This window comes from Microbacterium sp. NPDC080005 (assembly GCF_040702445.1).
Taxonomy (GTDB): Bacteria; Actinomycetota; Actinomycetes; order Actinomycetales; family Microbacteriaceae; genus Microbacterium; species Microbacterium oleivorans_D.
This window is the reverse complement of record NZ_JBFBLD010000002.1, coordinates 125,205-147,422: the sequence shown is the minus strand read 5'-3', so window position 1 is coordinate 147,422 and position 22,218 is coordinate 125,205. Positions and strand designations below refer to the sequence as shown.

20 protein-coding genes and 1 tRNA gene are annotated in these 22,218 nt (G+C 70.7%); 13 read left to right on the top strand and 8 right to left on the bottom strand.

Features of this window, described 5'->3' with window-relative positions:
• Positions 1-19 precede the first annotated feature (19 nt).
• Positions 20-1,171, bottom strand: a complete 1,152-nt coding sequence (locus AB0259_RS07610; RefSeq protein WP_366222720.1) for an ABC transporter ATP-binding protein — start codon at positions 1,169-1,171, stop codon at positions 20-22.
• A gap of 486 nt (positions 1,172-1,657) precedes the next feature.
• Between AB0259_RS07610 and AB0259_RS07605 the strand changes: the two genes are divergently transcribed.
• Positions 1,658-2,266, top strand: coding sequence for a hypothetical protein (locus tag AB0259_RS07605; protein WP_366222516.1), 609 nt, complete (start codon positions 1,658-1,660; stop codon positions 2,264-2,266).
• 180 nt (positions 2,267-2,446) lie between these two features.
• Positions 2,447-3,289 (top strand): sulfurtransferase, encoded by an 843-nt coding sequence (locus AB0259_RS07600; RefSeq protein ID WP_366222517.1) that lies wholly within the window; start codon positions 2,447-2,449, stop codon positions 3,287-3,289.
• Positions 3,290-3,292: 3 nt separating this feature from the next.
• Here the strand turns inward: AB0259_RS07600 and AB0259_RS07595 are convergent, their stop codons facing one another.
• The gene (locus AB0259_RS07595) at positions 3,293-4,537 is read right to left on the bottom strand and encodes an NAD(P)/FAD-dependent oxidoreductase (protein WP_366222518.1); all 1,245 of its coding nucleotides are present in this window, start codon (positions 4,535-4,537) and stop codon (positions 3,293-3,295) included.
• Positions 4,538-4,589: 52 nt separating this feature from the next.
• Here AB0259_RS07595 and AB0259_RS07590 point away from each other — a divergent pair, with 52 nt between their 5' ends.
• The 7 genes from AB0259_RS07590 (at position 4,590) to AB0259_RS07560 (ending at position 9,881) form a co-directional block, all read left to right on the top strand.
• Positions 4,590-5,624 carry an alcohol dehydrogenase catalytic domain-containing protein gene (locus tag AB0259_RS07590; RefSeq protein ID WP_366222520.1) on the top strand — a complete coding sequence of 345 codons (1,035 nt, stop codon included), beginning with the start codon at positions 4,590-4,592 and terminating at the stop codon, positions 5,622-5,624.
• Positions 5,621-6,574 (top strand): aldose 1-epimerase family protein, encoded by a 954-nt coding sequence (locus AB0259_RS07585; RefSeq protein ID WP_366222522.1) that lies wholly within the window; start codon positions 5,621-5,623, stop codon positions 6,572-6,574. Before AB0259_RS07590 ends, AB0259_RS07585 begins: the two co-directional genes overlap by 4 nt.
• A gap of 29 nt (positions 6,575-6,603) precedes the next feature.
• Positions 6,604-8,079: a serine hydrolase domain-containing protein gene (locus tag AB0259_RS07580; protein ID WP_366222524.1), complete on the top strand. Its 1,476-nt coding sequence runs from the start codon at positions 6,604-6,606 to the stop codon at positions 8,077-8,079.
• A 39-nt stretch (positions 8,080-8,118) separates the two neighbouring features.
• Positions 8,119-8,763, top strand: a complete 645-nt coding sequence (locus AB0259_RS07575; protein ID WP_366222526.1) for an asparagine synthase — start codon at positions 8,119-8,121, stop codon at positions 8,761-8,763.
• A gap of 62 nt (positions 8,764-8,825) precedes the next feature.
• Positions 8,826-8,898 (top strand) — tRNA-Arg (locus AB0259_RS07570).
• Positions 8,899-9,004: 106 nt separating this feature from the next.
• Positions 9,005-9,445 carry a MarR family transcriptional regulator gene (locus AB0259_RS07565; protein ID WP_366222527.1) on the top strand — a complete coding sequence of 147 codons (441 nt, stop codon included), beginning with the start codon at positions 9,005-9,007 and terminating at the stop codon, positions 9,443-9,445.
• Between the two features lie 13 nt (positions 9,446-9,458).
• On the top strand, positions 9,459-9,881 hold the full coding sequence (locus tag AB0259_RS07560) for an organic hydroperoxide resistance protein (protein ID WP_251578378.1): 423 nt from the start codon (positions 9,459-9,461) through the stop codon (positions 9,879-9,881).
• A 12-nt stretch (positions 9,882-9,893) separates the two neighbouring features.
• Here AB0259_RS07560 and AB0259_RS07555 read toward each other — a convergent pair whose 3' ends face one another.
• Both AB0259_RS07555 and AB0259_RS07550 read right to left on the bottom strand, forming a co-directional pair.
• Positions 9,894-11,330: a hypothetical protein gene (locus tag AB0259_RS07555; RefSeq protein WP_366222529.1), complete on the bottom strand. Its 1,437-nt coding sequence runs from the start codon at positions 11,328-11,330 to the stop codon at positions 9,894-9,896.
• Between the two features lie 45 nt (positions 11,331-11,375).
• Positions 11,376-13,427 carry a prolyl oligopeptidase family serine peptidase gene (locus AB0259_RS07550; protein WP_366222531.1) on the bottom strand — a complete coding sequence of 684 codons (2,052 nt, stop codon included), beginning with the start codon at positions 13,425-13,427 and terminating at the stop codon, positions 11,376-11,378.
• A 138-nt stretch (positions 13,428-13,565) separates the two neighbouring features.
• On the opposite strand from AB0259_RS07550, the gene AB0259_RS07545 reads away from it, so the two are divergent.
• A complete protein-coding gene (locus AB0259_RS07545) occupies positions 13,566-14,015 on the top strand; it encodes an Hsp20/alpha crystallin family protein (protein WP_251578385.1) in 450 nt (149 codons plus the stop codon).
• Between the two features lie 74 nt (positions 14,016-14,089).
• On the opposite strand, the gene AB0259_RS07540 is transcribed toward AB0259_RS07545, so the two are convergent.
• Positions 14,090-14,518, bottom strand: coding sequence for a MarR family winged helix-turn-helix transcriptional regulator (locus tag AB0259_RS07540; RefSeq protein WP_251578387.1), 429 nt, complete (start codon positions 14,516-14,518; stop codon positions 14,090-14,092).
• A gap of 191 nt (positions 14,519-14,709) precedes the next feature.
• Between AB0259_RS07540 and AB0259_RS07535 the strand changes: the two genes are divergently transcribed.
• The 3 genes from AB0259_RS07535 (at position 14,710) to AB0259_RS07525 (ending at position 18,102) form a co-directional block, all read left to right on the top strand.
• Positions 14,710-16,515: a phosphatase PAP2 family protein gene (locus AB0259_RS07535; protein ID WP_366222533.1), complete on the top strand. Its 1,806-nt coding sequence runs from the start codon at positions 14,710-14,712 to the stop codon at positions 16,513-16,515.
• A 265-nt stretch (positions 16,516-16,780) separates the two neighbouring features.
• Positions 16,781-17,521, top strand: coding sequence for an SDR family oxidoreductase (locus tag AB0259_RS07530; protein WP_251578392.1), 741 nt, complete (start codon positions 16,781-16,783; stop codon positions 17,519-17,521).
• Entirely contained in the window at positions 17,518-18,102 is a 585-nt protein-coding gene (locus AB0259_RS07525) for a TetR/AcrR family transcriptional regulator C-terminal domain-containing protein (protein WP_251578394.1), read from the top strand. The genes AB0259_RS07530 and AB0259_RS07525 overlap by 4 nt, the downstream gene beginning before the upstream one ends.
• A 22-nt stretch (positions 18,103-18,124) precedes the next feature.
• Here AB0259_RS07525 and AB0259_RS07520 read toward each other — a convergent pair whose 3' ends face one another.
• From AB0259_RS07520 to AB0259_RS07510, 3 genes are all read right to left on the bottom strand, one after another.
• Entirely contained in the window at positions 18,125-18,883 is a 759-nt protein-coding gene (locus AB0259_RS07520; protein WP_366222536.1) for a GNAT family N-acetyltransferase, read from the bottom strand.
• A 101-nt stretch (positions 18,884-18,984) separates the two neighbouring features.
• Positions 18,985-21,048, bottom strand: coding sequence for a PhoX family phosphatase (locus tag AB0259_RS07515; protein ID WP_366222538.1), 2,064 nt, complete (start codon positions 21,046-21,048; stop codon positions 18,985-18,987).
• 79 nt (positions 21,049-21,127) lie between these two features.
• Entirely contained in the window at positions 21,128-22,195 is a 1,068-nt protein-coding gene (locus AB0259_RS07510) for a sodium:calcium antiporter (RefSeq protein WP_251578400.1), read from the bottom strand.
• Positions 22,196-22,218 lie beyond the last annotated feature (23 nt).

The window sequence follows — 22,218 nt, the reverse complement described above, 5'->3', positions numbered from 1 at the left end:
TGGTGGTGCGGTGCAGGGGTCATTCGGTGGGAGGGGCGACGTAACCCGCCTCGACGGCGGCGTCGTCCGAGGGGAACAGCAGCACGTCCTGCGGCCGCCAGCGGCAGACCACGGCGTCGCCGAGAGCGAGCCGCGGAGCCTGCGGCGTCGGGCGGCGGACGATCAGGCTCTGATCGTCGCCGAGCCGGACGAGGTACTGCATGGTCTCGCCGAGGTGCGAGACGCCGAGGAGCTCCCCGCGCACCTCGTTCGGCTGCGCCGCGGCATCCGTGTCGCCCTCGATCGTGACGTTCTCGGGGCGTACCGCGGCGCTGCCGGTGCCGGACGGGAGCGCGCCGGCGGACGACCGGACGCGCACGTGGGCCGTGTCGATGCCCGCGCCGCCGTCGGTCACCGTGCCGCGGAAGAAGTTCTGCTGCCCGACGAACGCGGCGACGTAGGCCGTCGCCGGCCGCGAATAGACCGTGTCGGCGTCGGCGAGCTGTTCGATCCGCCCGTCGCGCATGATCGCGATGCGATCGCTCATCGACAGGGCTTCACCCTGGTCGTGCGTGACGAAGACGAAGGTGATGCCCAGGCGTGACTGCAGCAGCTTGAGCTCCAGCTGCATCTCCTCGCGTAGTTGCCGGTCGAGGGCGCCGAGCGGTTCGTCCAGGAGAAGGACGGACGGCCGGTTGACGAGCGCTCGGGCGAGGGCGATGCGCTGCTGCTGACCGCCGGAGAGCTGGGTGGGACGTCGAGCGGCGAAGCGGCGCATCTGCACCATGTCGAGAGCGGCCGTCACACGCTCCTGCACCTCGGACTTCGGGGTCCGCCGCTGCGTCAGCCCGTAGGCGACGTTCTCGGCGACGGACATGTGGGGGAAGAGCGCGTAGGCCTGGAAGACCGTGTTGACGTCGCGCCTGTTGGGCGGCGTGCCCCGCACATCGGCCCCGGAGATGGAGATGAGCCCGGCATCCGGGTGTTCGAAACCGGCGATCATGCGCAGGGTGGTCGTCTTGCCGCAGCCCGACGGGCCGAGCAGCGAGATGAACTCGCCGGGCTCGATGGTGAGCGAGAGTCGATCGACGGCCGTCTGATCGCCGTATCGCTTGGTGACATCGGTCAGCACGACGGAGCCTTCTCGGACGCTCGTCCGGGTCGCGTCCTGCAGGGAGGCTTCGGGTGCCATCGTCACGGGTTCTCCGCTCCTGCGCCGGGTGGGGCGCATTTCGCGTCATTCAATACGTCCGGATCGACCCCGTGCAATCGTCTCCGGAGGGAATCGGACGGATCCGGACGGTCGAGCACGCGGGCTGACAGATTGTCCGGGAGTCGTTCACCCGTCGGTAACAGACTCTTCTCGCAGCGGTCGATCCGCTGTCTCGGCATCCGGTCCCCGCGCTCCGCCGTGACCCGCCCCGGATGGTCTTCGACGGTCTCGGAAAGCGACCATCTGCGACGGCTCATCGCGATCGCGCGGCCGGCCGCCCACGACGGATCATCACGTCGCATAAGGAGTTTTCAGGTTTCGACGACAGCCCCGGAAACACGCGGCTCTCACGAGCGCTCGCGATGGCGCCGACGCCGATCCGGTCGTTCTGTGCCAATCCGATCCACGGTGGCCCCCGGATGACCGATCGTGCGAAAGCCGCACTGAAGGAAGGAAAACAGACACATGCGTACCAACCTGAAGCGGACCCTCGTCCTCGGTTCCACCGGACTCGCCGCGGTCGCCCTGACCGCCGGATTCGCTCTGCCCGCCAACGCGGCCGAGAGCGAGGACACCACCACCACGACGGCGACGGAGGCTTTCACCGACGTCCTCAACATCAACGACCTGCTGGGCGGATCGATCGGCGGCGGCGACCTCGTGTCCGTCGGCGACATCTCGACGGGCGACATCGGCTCCGGCAATGACGCACCCGTCGGCTCCGGCAACAGCGTCGACGCACCGCTCGGCTCGGGCAATGAGACGTCGATCGATGCTCCGATCGGTTCGGGCAACGAGGTCGGCAGCGGCAACGAGGTGGGTTCGGGCAACGACACGGATGTCTCGCCGAACACCGACATCTCGCCCGAGACCGACACGGACGTCTCGCCTGACGTGAGCGGTGAGGTGGGCGACGTCACGAACGATGTCACCACCGAGACCGGCGACATCACGAGCGACGTCACCAACACGACCGGTGACCTCGTCGACGGCATCACGGGCGACGTCGACAGCACCGTCGGCGACGTGTCGTCCGACGTGAACGACCTCGTCGACGGCATCCTGGGCGACTGACCGCCCGCGGGCAGGGCGCACCGCCCCGCACCCGCGTCAACGGGGCCCCGAGCTTTCCGGCTCGGGGCCCCGTTGCGTCGCGAGGCCCGTCGAGCCGACGCGAACTGCCGCCGTCGCGAGCGGATGCCGACACATCGCGTCGGCTCGGCGCAGCGCGGCGCGCGGTCGTAGGGTCGAGCCATGGCACGCGCGCGACTGATCGCTCCCCAGGAACTCGACCGACTGATCCGGGATGCCGCGCCACTGACGGTTCTCGACGTCCGGTGGCGCCTCGACCGGCCCGACGGCCGGGCCGACTACGAGGCCGGTCACGTGCCCGGCGCGGTGTACGTGAGCCTCGACGACGAGCTCGCCGCCCACGGCGCGCCGGAGGACGGCCGGCATCCGCTGCCGGAGGTCGCCGACCTGCAGGCGGCAGCGCGACGGTGGGGCGTCGACACCGGCGACACCGTCGTCGTCTACGACGACTGGCAGACCTTCGGTGCCGCCCGAGCCTGGTGGGTGTTGACGGATGCCGGGGTGTCCGACGTCCGGGTCCTCGACGGCGGGCTGCAGGCCTGGCGCGACGCCGGGCTGGCGCTCGAATCCGGCGCCGTGCACGCTGCCCGCGGTGACGTCGCGCTGACACCGGGACACCTTCCGCGTCTCGACATCGACGAGGCCGCGGCGCTCCCGGGATCCGGGATCCTCTTCGACGTGCGCGCGCCCGAGCGGTACCGCGGAGACGTCGAGCCGATGGATCCGCGCGCCGGTCACATCCCCGGTGCGGTCAACGCTCCGACGGGTGGGAACGTCGACGAGCGCGGCCGCTTCCGATCGCCCGACGAACTGCGCGAGCGTTACGAGGCGCTCGGCGTCACGGCCGGCACGGCGGTCGGCGTGAGCTGCGGCTCGGGGGTCTCGGCCGCCCAGGCCGCGTTCGCGCTGAGCCTCGCCGGCATCGACGCGGCGCTCTACGGCGGGTCGTGGAGCCAGTGGTCGAACCACCCGGAGCGGCCCGTCGCCACGGGCGACCGCCCGTAGTCCTCAGCGCAGGACGGCCCGTGCCGCGCGCTCTCCCGAGACGAGCGCGCCGGCGATCGACGGGGTCTCCCGGTGGTCCCCGGCGACGACCACTCGCTCCGACAGACGTGCGGGCGAGGGGTGGCGCATCGGTGGGTGCAGCGCGGGCAGCGCGTGCGGGATGTCGTCCCGCCGCAGCAGCTCCCAGCCGCGCGCCTCGCCGCCCCACATCCGCTCCAGCTGCCGGCGCACGTCCTGCTCGTCGGCATCGCTGCCCAGCAGGCAGCTCGCGGAGACGAGGTGGCGCCCCGGCGGGGCGTAGGCCGGTGCCGTGCGCGATATCACCACGCTGTTGACGATCGGCCCCGACCGGTCGCCGTCGACGGTCAGCAGAGCGGATGCCGGTGCCCCGCCATCCGTGCCGAACCACCACGTCTGCAGCCCGCGCATCGGCGGCGTGGGAAGGTCGGTGAGCCTCGAGACCGCCTCGCCGCCCATGGCGACGACCACGTCGCGTGCCGCGATCGTCTCCGCGTCGCTGACCGCCACCTCGACGCGGTCGTCCCTCTCGTCCACGCCGGTGACGGCATGCGAGAGGCGGACCTGCGCACCGGCCTCCCGAGCGAGTTCGGCGAGACGCCGGGGAAGCGCCGCGACGCCCGCTGCGGGCACGCCCGGCCGCCCCAGTGCGAACAGGCGCGCGAGCAGCGTCGCGTAGTTCGCGGACGTCGCGCCACCGTCATCGGCGAGCACACCCGTCAGGAACGGCTCGAGCACCGAGCGACGCAGCGGCCCGGTCAAGCCGGTGCGCTCCCACGCCTCATGCAACGTCTCGTCGGATCCGGCCGCGGCCGACGAGGGATCCATGAGCGCGGGCCGCAGCCACCGGGCGGCGGCCGCGAGGTCGCGCATCGGGGCGAGTCCCGACAGCGCGCCCGCGACGGTCGCGGGCAACAGCTCGGGGTGACGCAGCGGGTGCGCGAGGACGTGGGACCTGCCGCGGCGCACGACCCGCACGCCGACCGGGAATGCCCGCAGGTCGAGGTCGCCCGGGTCGATCGCCCGGGCGAGCGCGTCGTAGCGCGGGTTGACGACCTGGAACCCCCGATCGAGCAGGAATCCGTCGACGCGGTCGGTGCGTTGCCGGCCGCCGACCTCATCGGCTGCGTCCAGGAGGACGACGTCGCGTCCTTCCCGCGCGAGCAGCGTCGCGCAGCGCAGCCCGGCGAGGCCCGCGCCGATGACGACGACATCGTGGAGAGCGGCCATGGCGACAGCCTCGCACAGCCACACCTCCCCGCATCCGTAGTTGAATTCAGGGATGCGAGCTGCGTATATGTACGGCCCCGGCGACGTCCGCGTGATCGACGTCCCCGAGCCTCGGATCGAACAGCCCACCGACGCCGTCCTCCGCACGGTCGTCGCCTGCGTGTGCGGCAGCGACCTGCATCCGTACCACTCGATGACCCCGAGCGAGAGCGGGCGGTCGATGGGTCACGAGATGATCGGGGTCGTGGAGGAGGTCGGCGCCGAGGTCCGCACCGTGTCGCCCGGCGACGTCGTCATCGTGCCGTTCGTCTTCTCGTGCGGCGAATGCGAGTTCTGCCGGGCAGGACTGCAGACCTCCTGCCGCTTCGCCGGCATCTCCGTCCCGACCGGCGCGGGCGGCGCGCAGGCCGAGCGCCGGCGCGCTCCGTTCGCCGACGGCACGCTCTACCGCGTCGACGTCGCCGAGGGCGACGAGCGGATGCCGGGCCTGCTGACGCTGAGCGATGTGTACGGCACGGGTTGGCATGCCGCCGTGACCGGCGGTGTCGCACCCGGGGCGGACGTCGTCGTCATCGGCGACGGCGCGGTCGGCCTGCTCGCCGTCCTCTCAGCGCGGCAGCTCGGTGCCGAGCGGATCATCCTCATGGGCCGGCACGAGGCGCGCACGGATCTGGGCCGCCGGTACGGCGCGACCGAGGTCGTCGCCGAGCGCGGCGAGGAGGGCGTCGCGAACGTCCGCGAACTCACCGATGGTCTCGGTGCGCACGTCGTCATCGACGCGGTCGGCCACCTGCCGGCGTACGAGCAGGCGCTCGGCGCCGTGCGCGCCGGTGGCACCGTCACCCGCGTCGGTGTACCGCAGTACGCCGACGCTCCGCTGCAGCGGCGGCAGTTCGAACGCAACATCACCGTCACCGGCGGGGTCGCTCCGGTGCGGGCGTACATCGACGACCTCCTGCCGGGCGTCCTCGACGGTACAGTCGACCCCGGGGCCGTCTTCGATCGCGAACTGAGCCTCGGCGAAGCCGCCGACGGCTACCGCCTGATGGATGACCGCGCCGCCCTGAAAGTGATGCTCCGCCCGTGACCTCCGCTCCGCCGCTCTCCGGCACCCAGCACACCCTGCGCCTCGGCTCCTACGAGGCCGTGATCGCCTCGACCGGCGCATCGTTGCGCGTCCTGCGCCACGACGACCGCGACCTCATCGTCGCGTTCGACGCCGACGAGGTGCGCCCCGACTACCGCGGCACCACTCTTGCCCCGTGGCCGAACCGCATCGTGGACGGCACGTACACGTTCGACGGGCAGGAGCTCGTGACGGCCCTGACCGAACCCGAACGCTCGCAGGCGCTGCACGGCCTGCTGTCGTGGACGGACTTCGAGAAGGTCGCCGGCAGCGACAGCACCGTCACCCTCGGCGCCACCGTCGTCCCCCAGTCGGGGTACCCCTGGCGCATCCGCGTCGAGACGACGTACGCGCTCGGGGTGGACGGTCTCACGCAGACGGTCCGTGCGCGGAACCTCAGCGACCGTCCCGCACCGTTCGGCACCGGCCCCCATCCGTACCTGACGGCGGGCCCGGCGCCGCTCGACGAATGGACGCTCGCACTGCCCGCGGCATCCGTCCTCGAGGTCACCCCCGACCGGCTCAGCCCCGTGGCGCTCCACCCCGTCGCCGAGCATGATCCCGATCGATTCGACCGACGCGCGCCGCGGCCTCTTGGCGACGTGCAGCTGGACCACGCCTTCACCGACCTCGAGACGGATGCCGACGGCACCGCCGTCCTGCGTCTGACCGATCCCTCGGGAGTCGGCGTCGAGGTCACGTGGGGAGCCGAGTGCCCGTGGGTGCAGGTCTACACGGGCGACAAGCCCGACGGGCCGGCGAACCCCGCGCACCGCAACGGCGTCGCGGTCGAGCCGATGACCTGCGCGCCCGATGCGTTCAACGCGTCGGCGTACGACTACGACGCGGGGCTGCTGGTTCTCGAGCCCGGCGCCGAGTTCTCGGCGTCGTGGCGTATCGCCGCGATCTGAGCACCCGCCGGCATCCCTAGGATGGCGACATGACGTCGACGTCCTCTTCCCTGCCCCGGTCCACTCCGTCCGCGCAGGGGGTGGACGCCGCCGGTGTCGAGCGACTGGTCGACGCGGTCGCGCAGACCGAGGCCGAGATGCACAGCATCATGGTGCTCCGCCACGGCGCCGTCATCGCCGAGGGCTGGTGGGAGCCGTTCGCGCCGGACCTGAAGCACCTCGTCTACTCGTTGTCGAAGACGTTCACCTCCGCTGCTGCCGGTCTCGCGGTCGCCGAGGGGCGGTTCGGACTCGACGACGTCATGATCGACCACTTCCCCGAGCTCGTGCCGGAGGACGTCGACGAGAAGTACCGTCGCTACCTCGTGCGCCACGCGCTCACGATGTCGAGCGGGCATGAGCACGAGGCGCTCGACCGCGCTGCGGCCGCCGCAGGAGAGGTCGGCGGCGACGTCCTCGGCGGCTTCTTCCGTGTTCCGCCGGAGCGTGAGCCGGGCACCGTGTTCGCGTACAACCAGCCGACCATCTACGGCGTCGGACGCCTCGTCGCGAAGACCACCGGCGGCACGATCCTCGATTATCTGCGACCGCGTCTGCTCGAGCCGCTCGGCATCCACGAAGCGCAGTGGATGATGCTCGGCGACGTCGAGATGGGTTTCAGCGGCATCCACGTCTTCACCGAGTCGCTCGCCAAGACGGGGCAGCTCGTCCTCGACGGCGGGCGCTGGAGGGGCGAGCAGGTCCTCGACCCCGAGTGGGTCGCGACGGCCACCTCGCCGCAGGTCGCGAACGACACGGCACACCGCGGTCCCGGCGCCCCCGAGCCCATTGACTGGCAGCAGGGCTACGGCTTCCAGTACTGGATGAACCGGCACGGTTTCCGCGGCGACGGGGCGTACGGGCAGTTCATCATCGTATGGCCGGAGGAGGACGCGGTCATCGTGACCACCGGCGAGACGATCGACATGCAGGAGCTGCTGAGCCTCATCACGGAGCACCTGCGCCCCGCCATGACCGGCGCGGGCACGGCGGAGGCCGACGCGTCGCTCGGTGCGCGGCTGACCGCGCTGGCGCTGCCGTTGCCGGACGACAGCGGTGCGGGATTCTCAGGCACGTTCGACGCCGACGTGAGCACCCCGATCGTCGGTCCGTTCTCGTTCGGCGAGGCCGTGCCCGGCGTTCAGCGCGTGGAGGTGGCGGAGACGGACGAAGGCTGGACCATCCGGTTCGTCGGGGACGGGCTGGAGGTGTCGCTCCCCGTCGGTCGCGGCGCCTGGGCGGCGGGGGAGTGGCCTGCGCCGGCCGCCGGCCTCGACGCGGTTCCGTTCCGTGCGGCTGCGGGCGTCGGCGCCGACGGAACGTGGCACGCGCAGCTGCGCATGATCCAGACGCCGCACCTTCTGCGAGTCGACATCGCGCCGGGCGGTGCCGCATCGATCGCGTGGCGGTTCCCGCCGCTGCGCGGCGACGGGCCTGCCGGTCACGCCCTGCCGTCGCTCGGCTGAGCGGCATCCCCCTCGGTAGACTGGTCGCGAGGGGTGAGCGTGACGGACAAGGAACGGGTCAGGACCCGGGATGTCGTCGCCGAGGGGCTCTACATCGCGTCCGCGGCGACGCGTTTGGCGTTGAAGAATCGCATCCTCGTCGACATCCTCGTCGACGGCGACGACTTCGATCCGGAGCGGTTCGTCGCCGACGCCCGCGACATCCTCGTCTCGCTCGCTGAAGAGGCCGAAGCGGATGCCGCCCGCACCGATCGCGAGCGCAAGGCGGCGCGCACCCGCTACTCCGACTCGAGCGGCACGCACGACTACCGCAGTCGCGACGTCCGCAACCTCCATCGTCGCCGCAAGCAGTCGCTGCACGTCGCGAAGGAGCTGAGGGCGCGGGCGGAGGACCAGGAAGAGCTCCGCAAATTGATCACCGACGCGCGGGACGCGGCCTGGGCAGAGGTGTCGAAGAACATCGACCGGTCGCTGCGCATCACGGCGGCACGCCCCGACCTCGACGCCGATTACGACCGGATGAGGGTGGCTCGCATGCAGGCGCTGCGCCTGGTCGATCTGCCCAAGCTCCGCGCCCACCGCCGCAGCGTCGCCAAGCAGCAGGCGCTGCGCGAAGAGGGCGCCGAACCGGAACCGATCCTCGAGTCCGGTCCCGCCGGCGTCGATCCGGGCGAGCTCGAGTAGGCCCCGATTTCGGATGCGGGCCGCCGTGACGTATGCTGTTCCTCGGCCCGGAAACAGGCCATGCGCCCGTAGCTCAATGGATAGAGCATCTGACTACGGATCAGAAGGTTAGGGGTTCGAGTCCCTTCGGGCGCACACTGTGTTGAGACAGTCCAGGAAAGGCCCCGCTTCGGCGGGGCCTTTCGTGTTTCGGTCGACTGAATAAGTTGTGCACAATTCAGTTGCGTGCAACCATGATCACATGAGAGCGATCGATCAGATGGTGTGCTTCGGGGTGTACTCGGCCAGCCATGCGTTCGGGCAGGCGTATCGGCGTGTGCTCGCACCGTGGAAGCTGACGTACCCGCAGTACCTCGTCATCGTCGCTCTCGGCGACCACGATCCCCGGTCGGTCAAGGAGCTGGGTGAAGAACTGTTCCTCGACTCGGGCACGCTGTCGCCGCTCATCCGCCGCCTCGAGGCGCGCGGCATCGTCTCCCGCACACGCAACCTGCACGACGAACGCGTCGTCGAGGTCGCGCTGACGGACGACGGCCGCACGCTTCGCTCGGAGCTGTCCGTCGTCGGTGCGGAGATCGCGCGCTGCACCGGACTGACCGAGGAGAAGGCGCGGATGCTGCTCGACGTGGTCCACGACCTGAACCGCGTCATGCGCACCACCGACGAGGCGATCGCCTCCTGACGAAAGGACCCCCATGGAAGCCATCTACACCGCAGAGGCCCTCGCGACCGGAGGCGGCCGCAACGGCCACGTCCGCACCGTGGACGGGATCCTCGACACCGACGTCCGCGTGCCGAAGGAGATGGGCGGATCCGGCGGAGCCCCCAACCCCGAGCTCCTCTTCGCGGCCGGTTACGCCGCGTGCTTCCACGGCGCGCTGCAGGCCGTCGCGCGCAGCCAGAAGGTGACGCTCGAGGACACGAGCGTCGGCTCGCGCGTCCACATCGGCTCCAACGGCGAGGGCGGGTTCCAGCTCGCCGTCGAGCTCGAGGTCGTCATCCCGAACCTGCCGCACGACGAGGCGCAGGCGCTCGCGGATGCCGCGCACCAGGTGTGCCCCTACTCGAACGCCACCCGGGGCAACATCGAGGTCACCGTCACGGTCGTCGAGGACTGACCTCCGCCGGACTCAGGCGACAGGGCTCACGCGCAGCCAGCGGAAACCGCAGGCGGGCAGCGTGAGCCCTTCGTCGATTCCGACCTCGATCCCTTCGATCAGGTCGAGCGCCGTCGCGGCGAAGCCCGACAGGGTGACGGCGGGCACGTGCGCCGGCTCGGTGGCGGTGTTCGCCAGCACCAGCACGACGGCGTGGTCGCCCGGTCGCTGATATCCCGCGACGGACGGCACCGGCACATCGAAGCCGATCAGCCGGGAGCCGTCGAGCTCCGGCGTCGTGTGACGCACGGCTATGAGTTTCGTGATGTCGCGATGGATGCGGCCGGCCGAGGTGGCGGCATCCGTCATCTGCGCGTAGCGATCCCGCGGCTTCTGTCCCCGGTGCGCCCACCGCGGGTCGTCCCGTCGCTCCGGATCGTCGCGGAACGTCGGGTCGTTGAGTTGGCCGACCTCGTCGCCGAGCCACAGCATCGGCAGGCCCGGCACGCTGAAGAGGATCGCGTGTGCGAGAGCAACGCGGGCCTCGCCGAGCGGGTCGCCCGCTTCGACACCGGCCAGCGAGGCGGTCGTCCCGGCGACGCCGCTGTCCGTCTCGAGGCCCCGGGCGAAGGAGCGGCCGTCGGTGTAGCGTTCGGTGAGCTCGGCGGCATCCGTCTCCCATCTCACCGCATCGGCGTCGCGGACGGCGACGACGTCGCCCCTGCCGTCGCGCTGCTCCACCGCCCGCTGCAGCGGGGCGGCGTCTCCGGTGGCGAACGCCTGCCAGAGGGCAGACGATTCCGGTGCGGCGGCCAGCACCTCGACGCCGGGCGCGCCGATCGCCAGGACCGGGGCGGCGATCTCCGCGATCTCGCGGTCGGCGACGAGGAAGACCTCGACGCCGCGGCCGGCGAGGAAGAGCAGATCATCGACGAAGGTGCTCACGGAGCCATCGGGGGCGACATCGACGGCGAGGGAGATTCCCGACAGGCGCAGGTCTGCGGCGAGATCCGTCAGCCTGTCGATGGAGCCGAGCCCGGGGTCGCCGCGACGCAGGTCCACCGTGCCGTCCTCGCGGCGCGCGAACGGCGACTGGACGTGGAGCACGCTGACGCCGAGATCGCGCAGCCGGGGGATCTCTTCGCGCAGCCCGGCGAGGTTGCCCGCGTAGCGGTCGGCGTAGCACGCCGCTCCGAGCGCGAAGCGCGACCGCGCGCTCGCCGCGTGCGCTGCGCGCTGCTCGCCGTGGACCTTCAGGTCGAGGGAGCGACTGTTGGCGGCGATGACCGCCGCCGTAGCGAGGTCGGTGAGCAGCGTCGATGCCGCCTCGGACCGGCGCGTGAGGGCGGCCTGGAGATCGGGAAGATGCCGGCGGATGCGGTCAGCTGCGGCATCGTCGACGCGCGTGCGGTGCGCGACGGCGGCCAGCGTGGCCGCGAGTTCGTCCTCGACGTCCCCCAGGGTGCTCATGCGGTGGACCTCCCGCCCCCAGCGTAGAGGGCGCCGCGCCGCCCCTCAGTCGGCGCGGCCCACCGTGCTGTCGAGGAAGGCGTGGATCGTCGCGTGCAGGGCGGCCGTCGCCGCGGCATCGATCGTCCCCGCGTGCCCGCCTTCGACGGGCTCGAGGTAGTGCACCTCGGCATCCGTCTCGCCCGCCAACCGGGCCGCCATCTTGCGCGCCTGCACGGGCCCTACCCGGTCGTCGCTGGCCGCGGCGTAGATGAGGGATGCCGGGTACCGCCGCCCGGGCTCGATCAGGTGGTACGGCGAGAAGGTCTTCACGAACTCCCAGTCGCTTGGATCGTCGGGGTCGCCGTACTCGGCGATCCAACTGGCGCCGGCGGAGAGGCGCGTGTACCGGCGCATGTCGAGGAGGGGGACCCCGCAGACGATCGCGCCGAAATCGTCGGGGTACTGCGTCAGCATGTTGCCGACGAGCAGCCCGCCGTTGCTGCGCCCGTGGCAGGCGATGCGGTCCGGTGTCGACACGCCGCGCGCGACGAGGTCACGGGAGACGGCGGCGAAGTCCTCGTAGGCGCGGTGCCGGTTCTCGCGAAGCGCGGCGAGATGCCACTCCGGACCGAACTCGCCTCCGCCGCGGATGTTCGCGACGACGTAGACGCGGCCCCGTTCGAGCCACGCCGGTCCCACGATCGTCGGATACTCGGGCGTGAGGGCGTGCTCGAAGCCGCCGTACCCGTTCATCAGCACGGGCAGGGCGCCGCGGCGCTCGCGCGGGCCGACTTCGAAGTACGGCACGCGGGTGCCGTCGGCCGACGTCGCCCAGTGCTGCTCGGCGACGAGCCCGGTCGTGTCGAAGGTCGCCCGACTCCGGTCGACCACTCGCGGCGCCGCTCCCGGGTCGAGTACGAGCAGGGTCGGCGGCGTCAGGAATCCGCGTGCCACGATCCAGAGCTGGTCGTCCTCGTCGGCGTCCGCCGTCGCGACGTTGGCGCTGAAGAGGTCGTCGTCGCCGAGGCCCAGATCGAGGTCGTCACCGGTCAGCGTCACGGGGTCGAGCGACACCAGCCTGCTCTGCACCCGATCCAGGACCGACAGGACGAGGCGGGTCTTCGTCCAGGTCCAGGACTCCAGCACCGCGGTGTCCGTCGGGATGAAGGCGACGCGCAGGTCGGATCCGTCGCCGCTCGTCACGGTCTCCAGGGGACCGATGAGGAGGGTGCCCGACGGATGCGTCGTATCTCCGATGCGCCACGGGGTCGTCGTCCGCACGGCGACGAGGTCGCCGTGCACATCGGCGTGGGCATCCTGCGGCACGGCGATCAGGCGCGGCTCGCCGCCGTCCCAGACCCACGCCTCGGAGTGGAAAAAGTCGTGCGCGACGACGACCATCGGTGTCGCCGTGCCCGCCGTGCGGTCGACGTGCACGAAGACGCCGACGTCCGACGGCTCGCCGGTGACGATCGGGGGAGCGTCATCGAGCCCTTCGCCGCGCCGCCACGCGCGTGCGCTGATCGGGTAGCCCGAGTCGGTGGTGTCGCCGCCGTGCAGCGCCGTCGCGACGAGCAGGGTGTCCCGATCGATCCACGAGACGCGGTGCTTGTCGGCGCCGAGGATGAAGGGGGCGTCGTCGACGAATCGCCGGGACTCGAGGTCGAACTCCCGGACGACGGCCGCGTCACCGCCGTCGGGGCTGAGCCGGACCAGCGCACGTCCGCTGCCGGCGGGGCCGTGGGTCGCGCCGGCGAAGGCCCAGGACGCGCCCTCCTCGCGGCCGAGCGCGTCGATGTCGAGCAGCACATCCCACGTGGGGGAGCCCGCCGCGAAGTCGGCGAGGGATGTCCGGCGCCAGAGGCCGCGCGGGTTGTCGGCATCCCGCCACAGGTCGTACATGAGATCGCCGTGCCGGCTCGGCACGACGAGTCGATCGGGGTCCTGCAGGATGCCGGTCAGCCGGCTCTCGAGCGCGTCCCTCGCCGCGCCGGCATAGACGGCCTCGGTCTCCGCAGTGCGTGCCGAGGCCCACGCGAGGGCCGCGGGGCCGTCGATCTCCTCCAGCCAGAGGAAGGGGTCGGCGGGCTCGGGGGCGGTCTCGGCGGCGCTCATGACGTCAGCCTACGGGGACCTCGACGAGGCTCGTTCGCCGTCGGAGAACCATTGGCACTCGTGTAGGGAGAGTGCTAATCTAGACCTACTTGAGCCGCTGGGGCTCAACTTTGAGACCACACGACAAAGGAGAGAATCATGGCGACCTACGACCCGTTCCGTGAGATCGACCGCCTGGCGTCGACGCTCTTCGACACGCGCCGCGGCCCGCGACGGATGCCGATGGACCTGTACCGCGACGGCGACCACTACGTCCTGAACGCCGACCTTCCCGGCATCGACCCGGGCTCGGTCGACATCGACGTCGACGGTCAGCTGCTGACCATCCGCGCCGAGCGCACGCTGTCGTCCGGCGAGGGGGTCAAGTGGATCACGCGCGAGCGTGAGACCGCGAGCTTCCTCCGCCAGCTCAACCTCGGGCAGGGCATCGACACCGACGCCATCACCGCGACCTACAACAACGGCGTCCTGACCGTCACCATCCCGGTGAGCGAGAAGGCCAAGCCGCGCAAGGTCGAGGTGGTCGCCGACGGTTCGGCTCCGACCATCTCGGCGCGCGAGAGCGAGCCGCAGCCGATCGACCAGTGATCGACCCGCCGTCAGGGCGATGAGATGACGATCGCCCCGCACCCCGTCTCGGGTGCGGGGCGATTCTCGTCTCGTCAGACGCCGCGCAGGCGTGCGGTCAGCTTCTCGAGCTGAGCCAGTTCGTCGTCGGTGAGCACCGACATCCGCTCGGCGATCGTGCGCCCGTGCGTCGTCGCGAGGCGGCGGAACATCGTCGCACCCTTCTCCGTGGCTCGGATGAGGGCGCCGCGCCCGTCCTGAGGGTCGGGACACTTGGACACCAGGCCGCGCGTCACCATCCGGTCCACCAGCCGCGAGACGCTCGGCTGACTGATGAGCATGTTCGCCGTCACGTCGCGCAGTCGGGCGGTGTGGTCCTCGCCGCGGGTGACCGTGAGCAGCACGTCGTACTCGCCGCTCGACAGCTCGTGCCCTTCGAAGTCCTGCCCGATCTCCGCCAGCACCTCGTGCTGCGCGCGGAAGAGACTCTCCCAGGCGGCGATGGCGAGGCGGCGGTCTGTCATGGCGTCAACTGTAGCGTCGCCGTCGACGCCGCCCCGACGGCTCGACACCCCCTGGCAACCACGCCGCCACGCTCCGTTCTCCCGTCGAAGAGAGGATTCTCATGAAGGCCCTTGTTGCTATGTCCTGACAAGTCGTGCGTGCCTCGGTAGTCTGCGACCAACCCCGCAACCAACGGAAGTGAGGCGCGCCCGTGAGCGTGAAGAAACACACAGGCAGAACCGGCGTCCGCGTCGGCGCGGCGATCAGCGGACTCGGTGTCCTCGTCGCCTGCACCCTGACCGCCGGACCGGCCTTCGCCGCCACCGGCTTCACCGAGGAGCAGAAGAACGCGACGTATACGTCGGACGCGACCGCCTCGACGGGAGACTCGAGCTCACCCAGTGCCGACAACTGGTCGGTGCGGATGATGGACGTCTTCGACGACCTGCGCACCGACCGCGGCGAGGGCGGCAACGCCGCCGTCATGGACTACAACGACGAGATCACCAGCCGGATCAACCTCACCGCGTCCGACGAGCAGGTGCAGCGGGCGATCGTCGACCAGTACGAGGACATGTCGATCAGCATGGCCGACGCGTTCGGCCAGAAGCTCGGCGCGATCTACACCGAGGCTGCTGTGGCAGGAGAGCTGCCGAAGACCACGTGGCTGCTGAGCAAGGAGAGCGGGAAGCTCGGTTCGACCTCGTCGAGCAACCCACCGAAGAACTACTTCGACTACGACCGCCCGTACCTGCGACTCGACACGACGACACAGCTCGAGTACCGCGACAAGGAGGGCGGCGACGCGTGGGGCTCGACGAGCGGATCGTATCCGTCGGGACACACGTCGCAGGCCTACTGGCAGGGCACGGCGCTGGCCGAGATGCTGCCCGAGCTCGCGCCGCAGATCCTCGCTCGCACGGCCGAGGCGTCCGACAACCGCATCGTCATGGCGGCGCACTACGCGCTCGACGTCATCAGCGGTCGGATGATGGGCCAGAAGATCATCGCGCTGCGCCTCGCCGACCCCGAGATGCGCGCTCTCGTCGAGGAGGCGGGTCAGGAGATCCGCGACGTCCTCGAAGCCGGGTGCGGTGACACGCTCGAGAATTGCATCGCCGAGGACGCCCCCTACATGTCCACGGAAGACGCCCTGGCCTACTACGAGGAGCGCCTCGGGTACGGCTTCCCCGACGTCGGACCCAAGGGTGCCCCCGTCGTCGTGCCCGAGGGTGCGGAGGAGCTGCTGGTCTCGACCCAGCCCGACCTGACGCCCGAACAGCGTCGGCAGCTGCTCGCCCTGACGGCAGCGGATTCCGGTCATCCGCTCGACGTGGGTGAGCAGGAGAGCTGGCAGCGCATGAACCTCGCTGCGGCGATGGCCGCGGAGGTCACCGTGAAGGACGACGGCTCGATCGTCATCGGGGATGCCGGTGGCGAGCCCACCCCGGAGCCGACGCCGACCCCCGAGCCGACCCCGGCTCCCGAGCCGACCCCCACCCCTGAGCCCACCCCGGCCCCGGAGCCGACCCCCAGCCCCGAGGCGACCCCGGCGCCGCAGCCCTCGCTGCCCTCGACCGGCGGCTCGCCGAGCGCTCCCGTCGCGAACGGCGACGACCTGCCGGCGGCGGCGGAGGGCCGCATCCAGGCATCCGTCCGCGGCGACCGTGTCGTGGTCTCGGGTCTGACCGCCGGTGACCGCTACTACGGGTTCATCTATTCGACGCCGACGGCGCTGGGTGGGACGACCGCGGATGCCGCCGGCTCGGCGAGCTTCGCGCTGCCGGCCGACCTCGACGAGGGTGCGCACCGTGTCGCCGTCGTCGACGAGTCGGGTGAACTCGTCGGCTGGGCCGCCGTGACGATCGGGAACAGTGAGCCCGCAGCTGTCGACGACGAGCTCGCGTCGACGGGTGGTCAGTCCGCCCCGCTGTGGGTCGCGGGCGGTGCCGGGGCGGCGCTGCTCGGTCTCGGCGTGGTGCTGATCGTGCGTCGTCGCCTGAGCGCGACCGTCTGACGCGTCACGCAGTAAGGGCCGGCTGGAGAGGCATCCAGCCGGCCCTTGTCCCTTTGCACCAAGAGTGTCCTGCAATCACATGTCGGTAGCTGCCACAGCAAAACATCTACCGTGCAATGAATGTATAACGGCGAGGTAACGGTGGCAAGGGTTTCTTGTTATCAATTTGTGATGCGCCATCGAGGGGTGCGCTGAGGCCGACGCGAACCCGATCCGGCGCTAATCGACAGGTGTAGATTAGAGGCGGATCGAAAGGAGTTCCACCATGGGACGAATCACCGGGAAGGTCGCACTCATCAGCGGAGGCGCGCGCGGCATGGGCGCCGAGCACGCGAAGCTGTTCGTGCAGGAGGGCGCGAAGGTCGTCATCGGCGATCTTCTGGACGAGGCGGGCGAAGCGCTCGCCGCCGAGCTGGGCGACGCCGCCCGTTATGTGCACCTGGATGTGACGGCATATGCGGACTGGGAGAAGGCCGTCGCCGTGGCCGAGCAGGAGTTCGGCCGGCTCGACATCGTCGTGAACAACGCCGGGATCGCGAACTTCGCGACGATCGAGGAGTACTCCCTCGAGCAGTGGGATCAGATCATCGCAATCAACCTGACGGGCGTCTTCTACGGCATCAAGGCGGCGATCGAGCCGCTCAAGCGCAGCGGTGCCGGCTCCATCATCAACGTGTCGTCGACGGCGGGACTGCAGGGGTACGAGGCGCTCCCGGGCTACAACGCGTCGAAGTTCGGGGTGCGCGGCCTCACGAAGAACGCCGCCCTCGACCTCGGGCGCTACAACATCCGTGTCAACTCGGTGCACCCGGGCGCGATCCGCACCCCGATGACCGAGGGCCTGGACGCCTCGCAGAACCACGTCGCCCTGCACCGCATGGGTGAAGCCGTCGAGTTGTCGCGGCTCGTGCTGTTCCTGGCCAGCGACGAATCGAGCTTCTCGACCGGGGCCGAGTTCGTCGCCGACGGTGGCGAGACGGCCGGTCTGGCACACTACGGGGCGTGACGATCGACCCTCGGCAGGCTCGCACCAGCGCCGCCCTGCGCGCGGCGCTGGTGCGCCTGCTGGCTGATCGTCCCCTCGCGGCGGTCTCGGTTGCGGAACTCTGCCGCGAGGCGGGCGTGCACCGCACCACCTTCTACAAACACGCCGCCGGCGTGGACGAGTTCGCCGTCGCCATGTTGACGGAGGAGATCGACACCATCGCCGCGATCGACACGGACGTGATCTCGGAGGCGGATGCGGCGCGCGTCTACCATGCCGTGACGCGACGCCTGCTGGAGTGGCTGGCCGGTCAGCGCGACCTGTATCGCGCGCTCTTGGACTCTTCGGCCCGGGGCGCGCTCCGTTCCGCGCTGGGCGATGTGCTGCGCCGACGCGCCCACATCGCTCTGCAGCAGCTCGCCGAGGCGGGCATCTCGGGCGCGCCGCGATCCGCGCGTGACCGCGAGGAGGCCGCCGCGTTCATCGCCGGCGGTCTCGTCGGCGTCATGGACGTCTGGATCCGCGAGGATGACACGGATGCCGCTGCCGCGGAGGCCCGCATCTTCCGCCTCATGCCGGAATGGTGGCCCGGCGTCCACTGAGCGACGAGGGGGCGACCGCGGATCAGGCTCGCGCGTCCCGACGCATGACGGTGAAGCGTCCTTCATCGCGGGCTGGGGTGAAGCGGTGCGCGTCGAAGGGGGACCGCGGGCCGCAGAAGGCGTCCGCATCCCCGCCGTCGGCGGCGTTGCGCGGGTAGCCCTCGACGAAGCGAGCGCCGCGGCCGGCGCTGTCGGCGACGACCCGCCCGAGGAGCGCGTTCGAGACCCCGTGCCGGCGGTAGGGCGGTGCCACGACGAAGCACGACACCCCCACCACGGTGTCGGGTGCCGGACCCTCCGGATCGAGCCCGTCGTACTTGCGGTACGTCGATCGCAGCGACGCGTTGACCCAGCCGCCGACGCGACCGTCGATGTAGGCGAGGTACCCGACGGTGGCACCCGCCCGGAGCCGCTCCACCATGTCGGCGCGCAGATCGCGCCAGGGGCGCTCGGGTCCGTCACCGGTGTGAGGGTGCAGGCAATAGCAGGATCCCCAGTCGGGGTTGTCGGGGAACGCATCACGGTCGAAGAACGTCAGCCAGTCGTCGATGCGATCCTCGGTCACCGGCACGACGTCGATCGCCCCGATCGTGTCGAGCCGTTCGACCGGACCGTCCTCGCGCGCCGAGGCATCCGCGAAGTTCCGGGCCCACAGCCGGATCTCGTCATCGGGCAGCTCGACATCGTGCGCGGCCCGGATGTGCCCGAACATCGCCTCGACCAGGGCGTCGGCATCCGCCCCCTCGACGCGCTCGTCGCCCGTGAAGCACTCGATCCACATCGTTCCTCCTCGGTGTACGTCACCGGGAGCCTACGAGCGTCCCCCGACGTCGTCGAGGGCCCGTCCCGCGGGAGCGGACCCTCGACGAGGAACGAGACGGCTCAGGCCGGGTACACCTGCACGACCGACGGTCGCGGAGCGTTCGGGACGTCGCCCGGCCGCGTCGACCCGTAATCAGGGAACAGCGAGGTCGGGGAGGCCACCGTGCCGTTCTCACCGGGGTGCTGCACCGCGACGAACACGAGCTTCTCGCGGGCGTGGATGACGGGACCGCACGTCTCGGCCTCGCGGGGCACCGAGAGGAATTGCTGCACGTGCCCGCGCTCCCGGCCCGTGAGAGGGACCCGGAACAGGCCGTCGTTGAACCCGATCGTGCTGGGAGCGCCGTCGGTGGAGATCCACAGCGTGCCGTCCTCGTCGAACGCGAGGTTGTCGGGGCAGGAGATCGGCGACACCTTCTCCTTCGGGTACCCGGCGAAGTAGGTGCTCGGGTCGGACGGGTCACCGCACTGGAGCAGGATGTTCCAACCGAAGCTCGTCCCGGCCTGCCCACGGCGCTCGGTGAGCTCGATCACGTGACCATAGCGGTTGCCGGTGCGGGGGTTCGCCTCATCCACCATCGAGGTCTTGCCGCGGTCGGAGTTGTTCGTCAGTGCGACGTAGACCTTGCCGGTGCGCGGGCTCGGCTGCACGTCCTCGGGGCGGTCCATCTTCGTCGCGCCCATCTTGTCGGCGGCCAGTCGCGTGTAGACGAGCACCTCTTCCGTCGTCATCCCCGGCACGACGCTCTTCCCGTTCCGCGTGAGCGCGACCCACTCACCCGTGCCGTCGAACGTGCCGTCCGCCGGCAGTGCGCCCGAGCCGTCGATCTGCCCGGCGGGGGAGTCCCCGCGGAACCGGGCGACGAACAGGTCGCCCTCCGAAAGCAGCGTCATGTTCTTCTTGCGCGACCCGCTGATGCGGTTCTTCGAGACGAACTTGTAGAGGTAGTCGTTGCGCTCGTCGTCGCCCATGTAGGCCACGACCCGGCGGTCCTCGGCGACGATGACGTTCGCCCCCTCGTGCTTGAAGCGTCCCATGGCGGTGTGCTTCTTGGGAGTCGAGGTCGGGTCCTCCGGGTCGATCTCGACGATGTAGCCGAACCGGTTGGGCTCGTTGACGTAGCCGGCGTCGAAGGCGTCGAACCGCGGGTCGTACTTCTCCCACCCGGTCGACGTGGTCCGCGAGGCGCTCGCCTGGTAGCGCTTCTGCCCCGGCGTGTCGGCCGCCCACGCGAAGTACCCGTTGAAGTTCTCCTCGCCCGAGAGGATGGTGCCCCACGGCGTCGTGCCGCCGGCGCAGTTGCCGAGCGTGCCTTTGACCCAGCGGCCCTCGGGGTCGGCGGCGGTGGTCACGAGGTCCGATCCGGCCGCGGGGCCGGTCAGCTCGAACACCGTCTCGACGGTGATGCGGCGGTTGCGGCGTCCGTCGACGACGTAGCGCCACGGCGTGCCGCGCCGGCGGCGCGTGATCTCGACGACGGACATGCCCTGGGCCGCCTTGAACACCTCACCGCGACGGCGGAGTTCGGCGGCATCCGTCGACGGCGGAAACATGATGTTCGGGTTCACGTATTCGTGGTTGTTGACGAGGACGCCGGTCTTGCCGGAGCGATCGGCGAGGATGTCGAGGTAGTCGCTGTTGTAGCCGAACTGCCGCTCCTGCGCGGCGCGGCTCTGCCCCTCGAGCGAGAACGTCGGCGCGTCCGAGAACAGCGGGTCGCCCCAGCGGATGATCGGCGACCAGGTGTACCCCTTCGGCACGGTGAGCGCGTCGACGGATGCCGGGACCGGTGCGATCGGCTGGAACGGCAGGCCGTGTCCGCCGTGCCCGCGCGTCGCCTCGAGCAGTCCACCCGGGGTGGCGGACGCTGATGCGGGGTTCGCGAGACCGAACGCATCGGTCGCCGCCACGACGGCACCGGCCGCCGCTGCGCCGATCAGCGTGCGGCGCGAGAGGGCGAGTTCGGCGATGCTGCGGAACGTCGGGTTGTCGGATCCGTTGCACTCCGGGCCGAGGCACGCGTTCGCACACTTGAACCGGCAGGTCACGGCCGACCGCTTGCCGACCGCGTGCGCGGCGAGGGGGAGGGGCGTACGGGTGGTGGGGGGTTCCAAGGTCGTCACCGATCCAGCATCCGTCGCCGTTCCTGCGGCGGGGTGAACCGCGCATGAACTCCGGGTGACCGTCGACGGGTGCCCGAGGTCAGCCCGAGGCGACGGCGAAGAGGCCCGCGATCCCGACGCCGTAGAGCACGAGCACGGTCAGCGAATCGAGACCCATCCCGAGCACACGCCGCGACGGGCGGAACACGAGCCCGACGACGTAGACGAGGGTCAGGAGCGCCGCCAGGGCGGTCAGGTAGACGTCCGTCGCGCCCGCCCGCGGCAGCACCGCCTGTCCCGAGATCACTGTCGCGATCAGGAACAGCACCGGAAGGAAGGCGTTCCCCCCGAAGATGTCGCTCATCGCGAGATTGTCGTCTCCCTGTCGGATGGCCTGCAGTCCGGTCGAGATCTCGGGCAGCGCGGTCGCGAGTGCCAGGAAGGTCGCGCCGAAGAGCACACCCGACAGTCCGATGTCCTCGGCGATGGCGTCTCCGGCGCGTTCCAGCACGACGCCGGAGCCGAGCGTCGCACCGGCGGCGATCAGGAAGATCGTCACGACCGCCCACGTCGGCCGTGCCTTGTGCGGATGCTGCGGTTTCGCGCGGCGGTGGCCGGGGGTGTGCGGCGACGCGTCCTCCGCCGACCCGTTGCGGTGCCAGGGGAGGTGGCGACCGGCGCGCTGCACCAGGAGCAGGCCCACGATCCAGAGCGCCGTGATCAGCACGACGTCGGGTGTCAGTCGGGCGAACACGAGTCCCTCGGGCAACTGGCTGCCGGCGACGACGGCGGCGAGCACCGCGACGACCACGATGCCCTCGAGCACGAGGACGAGGGATGCCGCCCGATAGGTCAACGGCTTCACTCCGCGCCCGCGTCGCCCGAACGCATCGAGGACGACGAGCACGACGGTCTGCAGCGCGATACCGCCGAGGATGTTGCCGACGGCCACGCCGAGGTTGCCGGCGGCCGCGGCACTGACGGTGATCGCGATCTCGGGGAGGTTCGTCGCGACCGCGAGGATGATGAGCCCGCCGAACGCGCTGCCGATGTGCCAGCGCGCATCCAGCACATCGGTGGTCTTCGACAGCTGGATGCCGGCGATCCAGACGACGGCGGCGGCCGCGACGAAGATCACCACGACGAGCCAGAACGGGAGAGAGGTCACCGCCCCAGTGCACACCCTGTCGG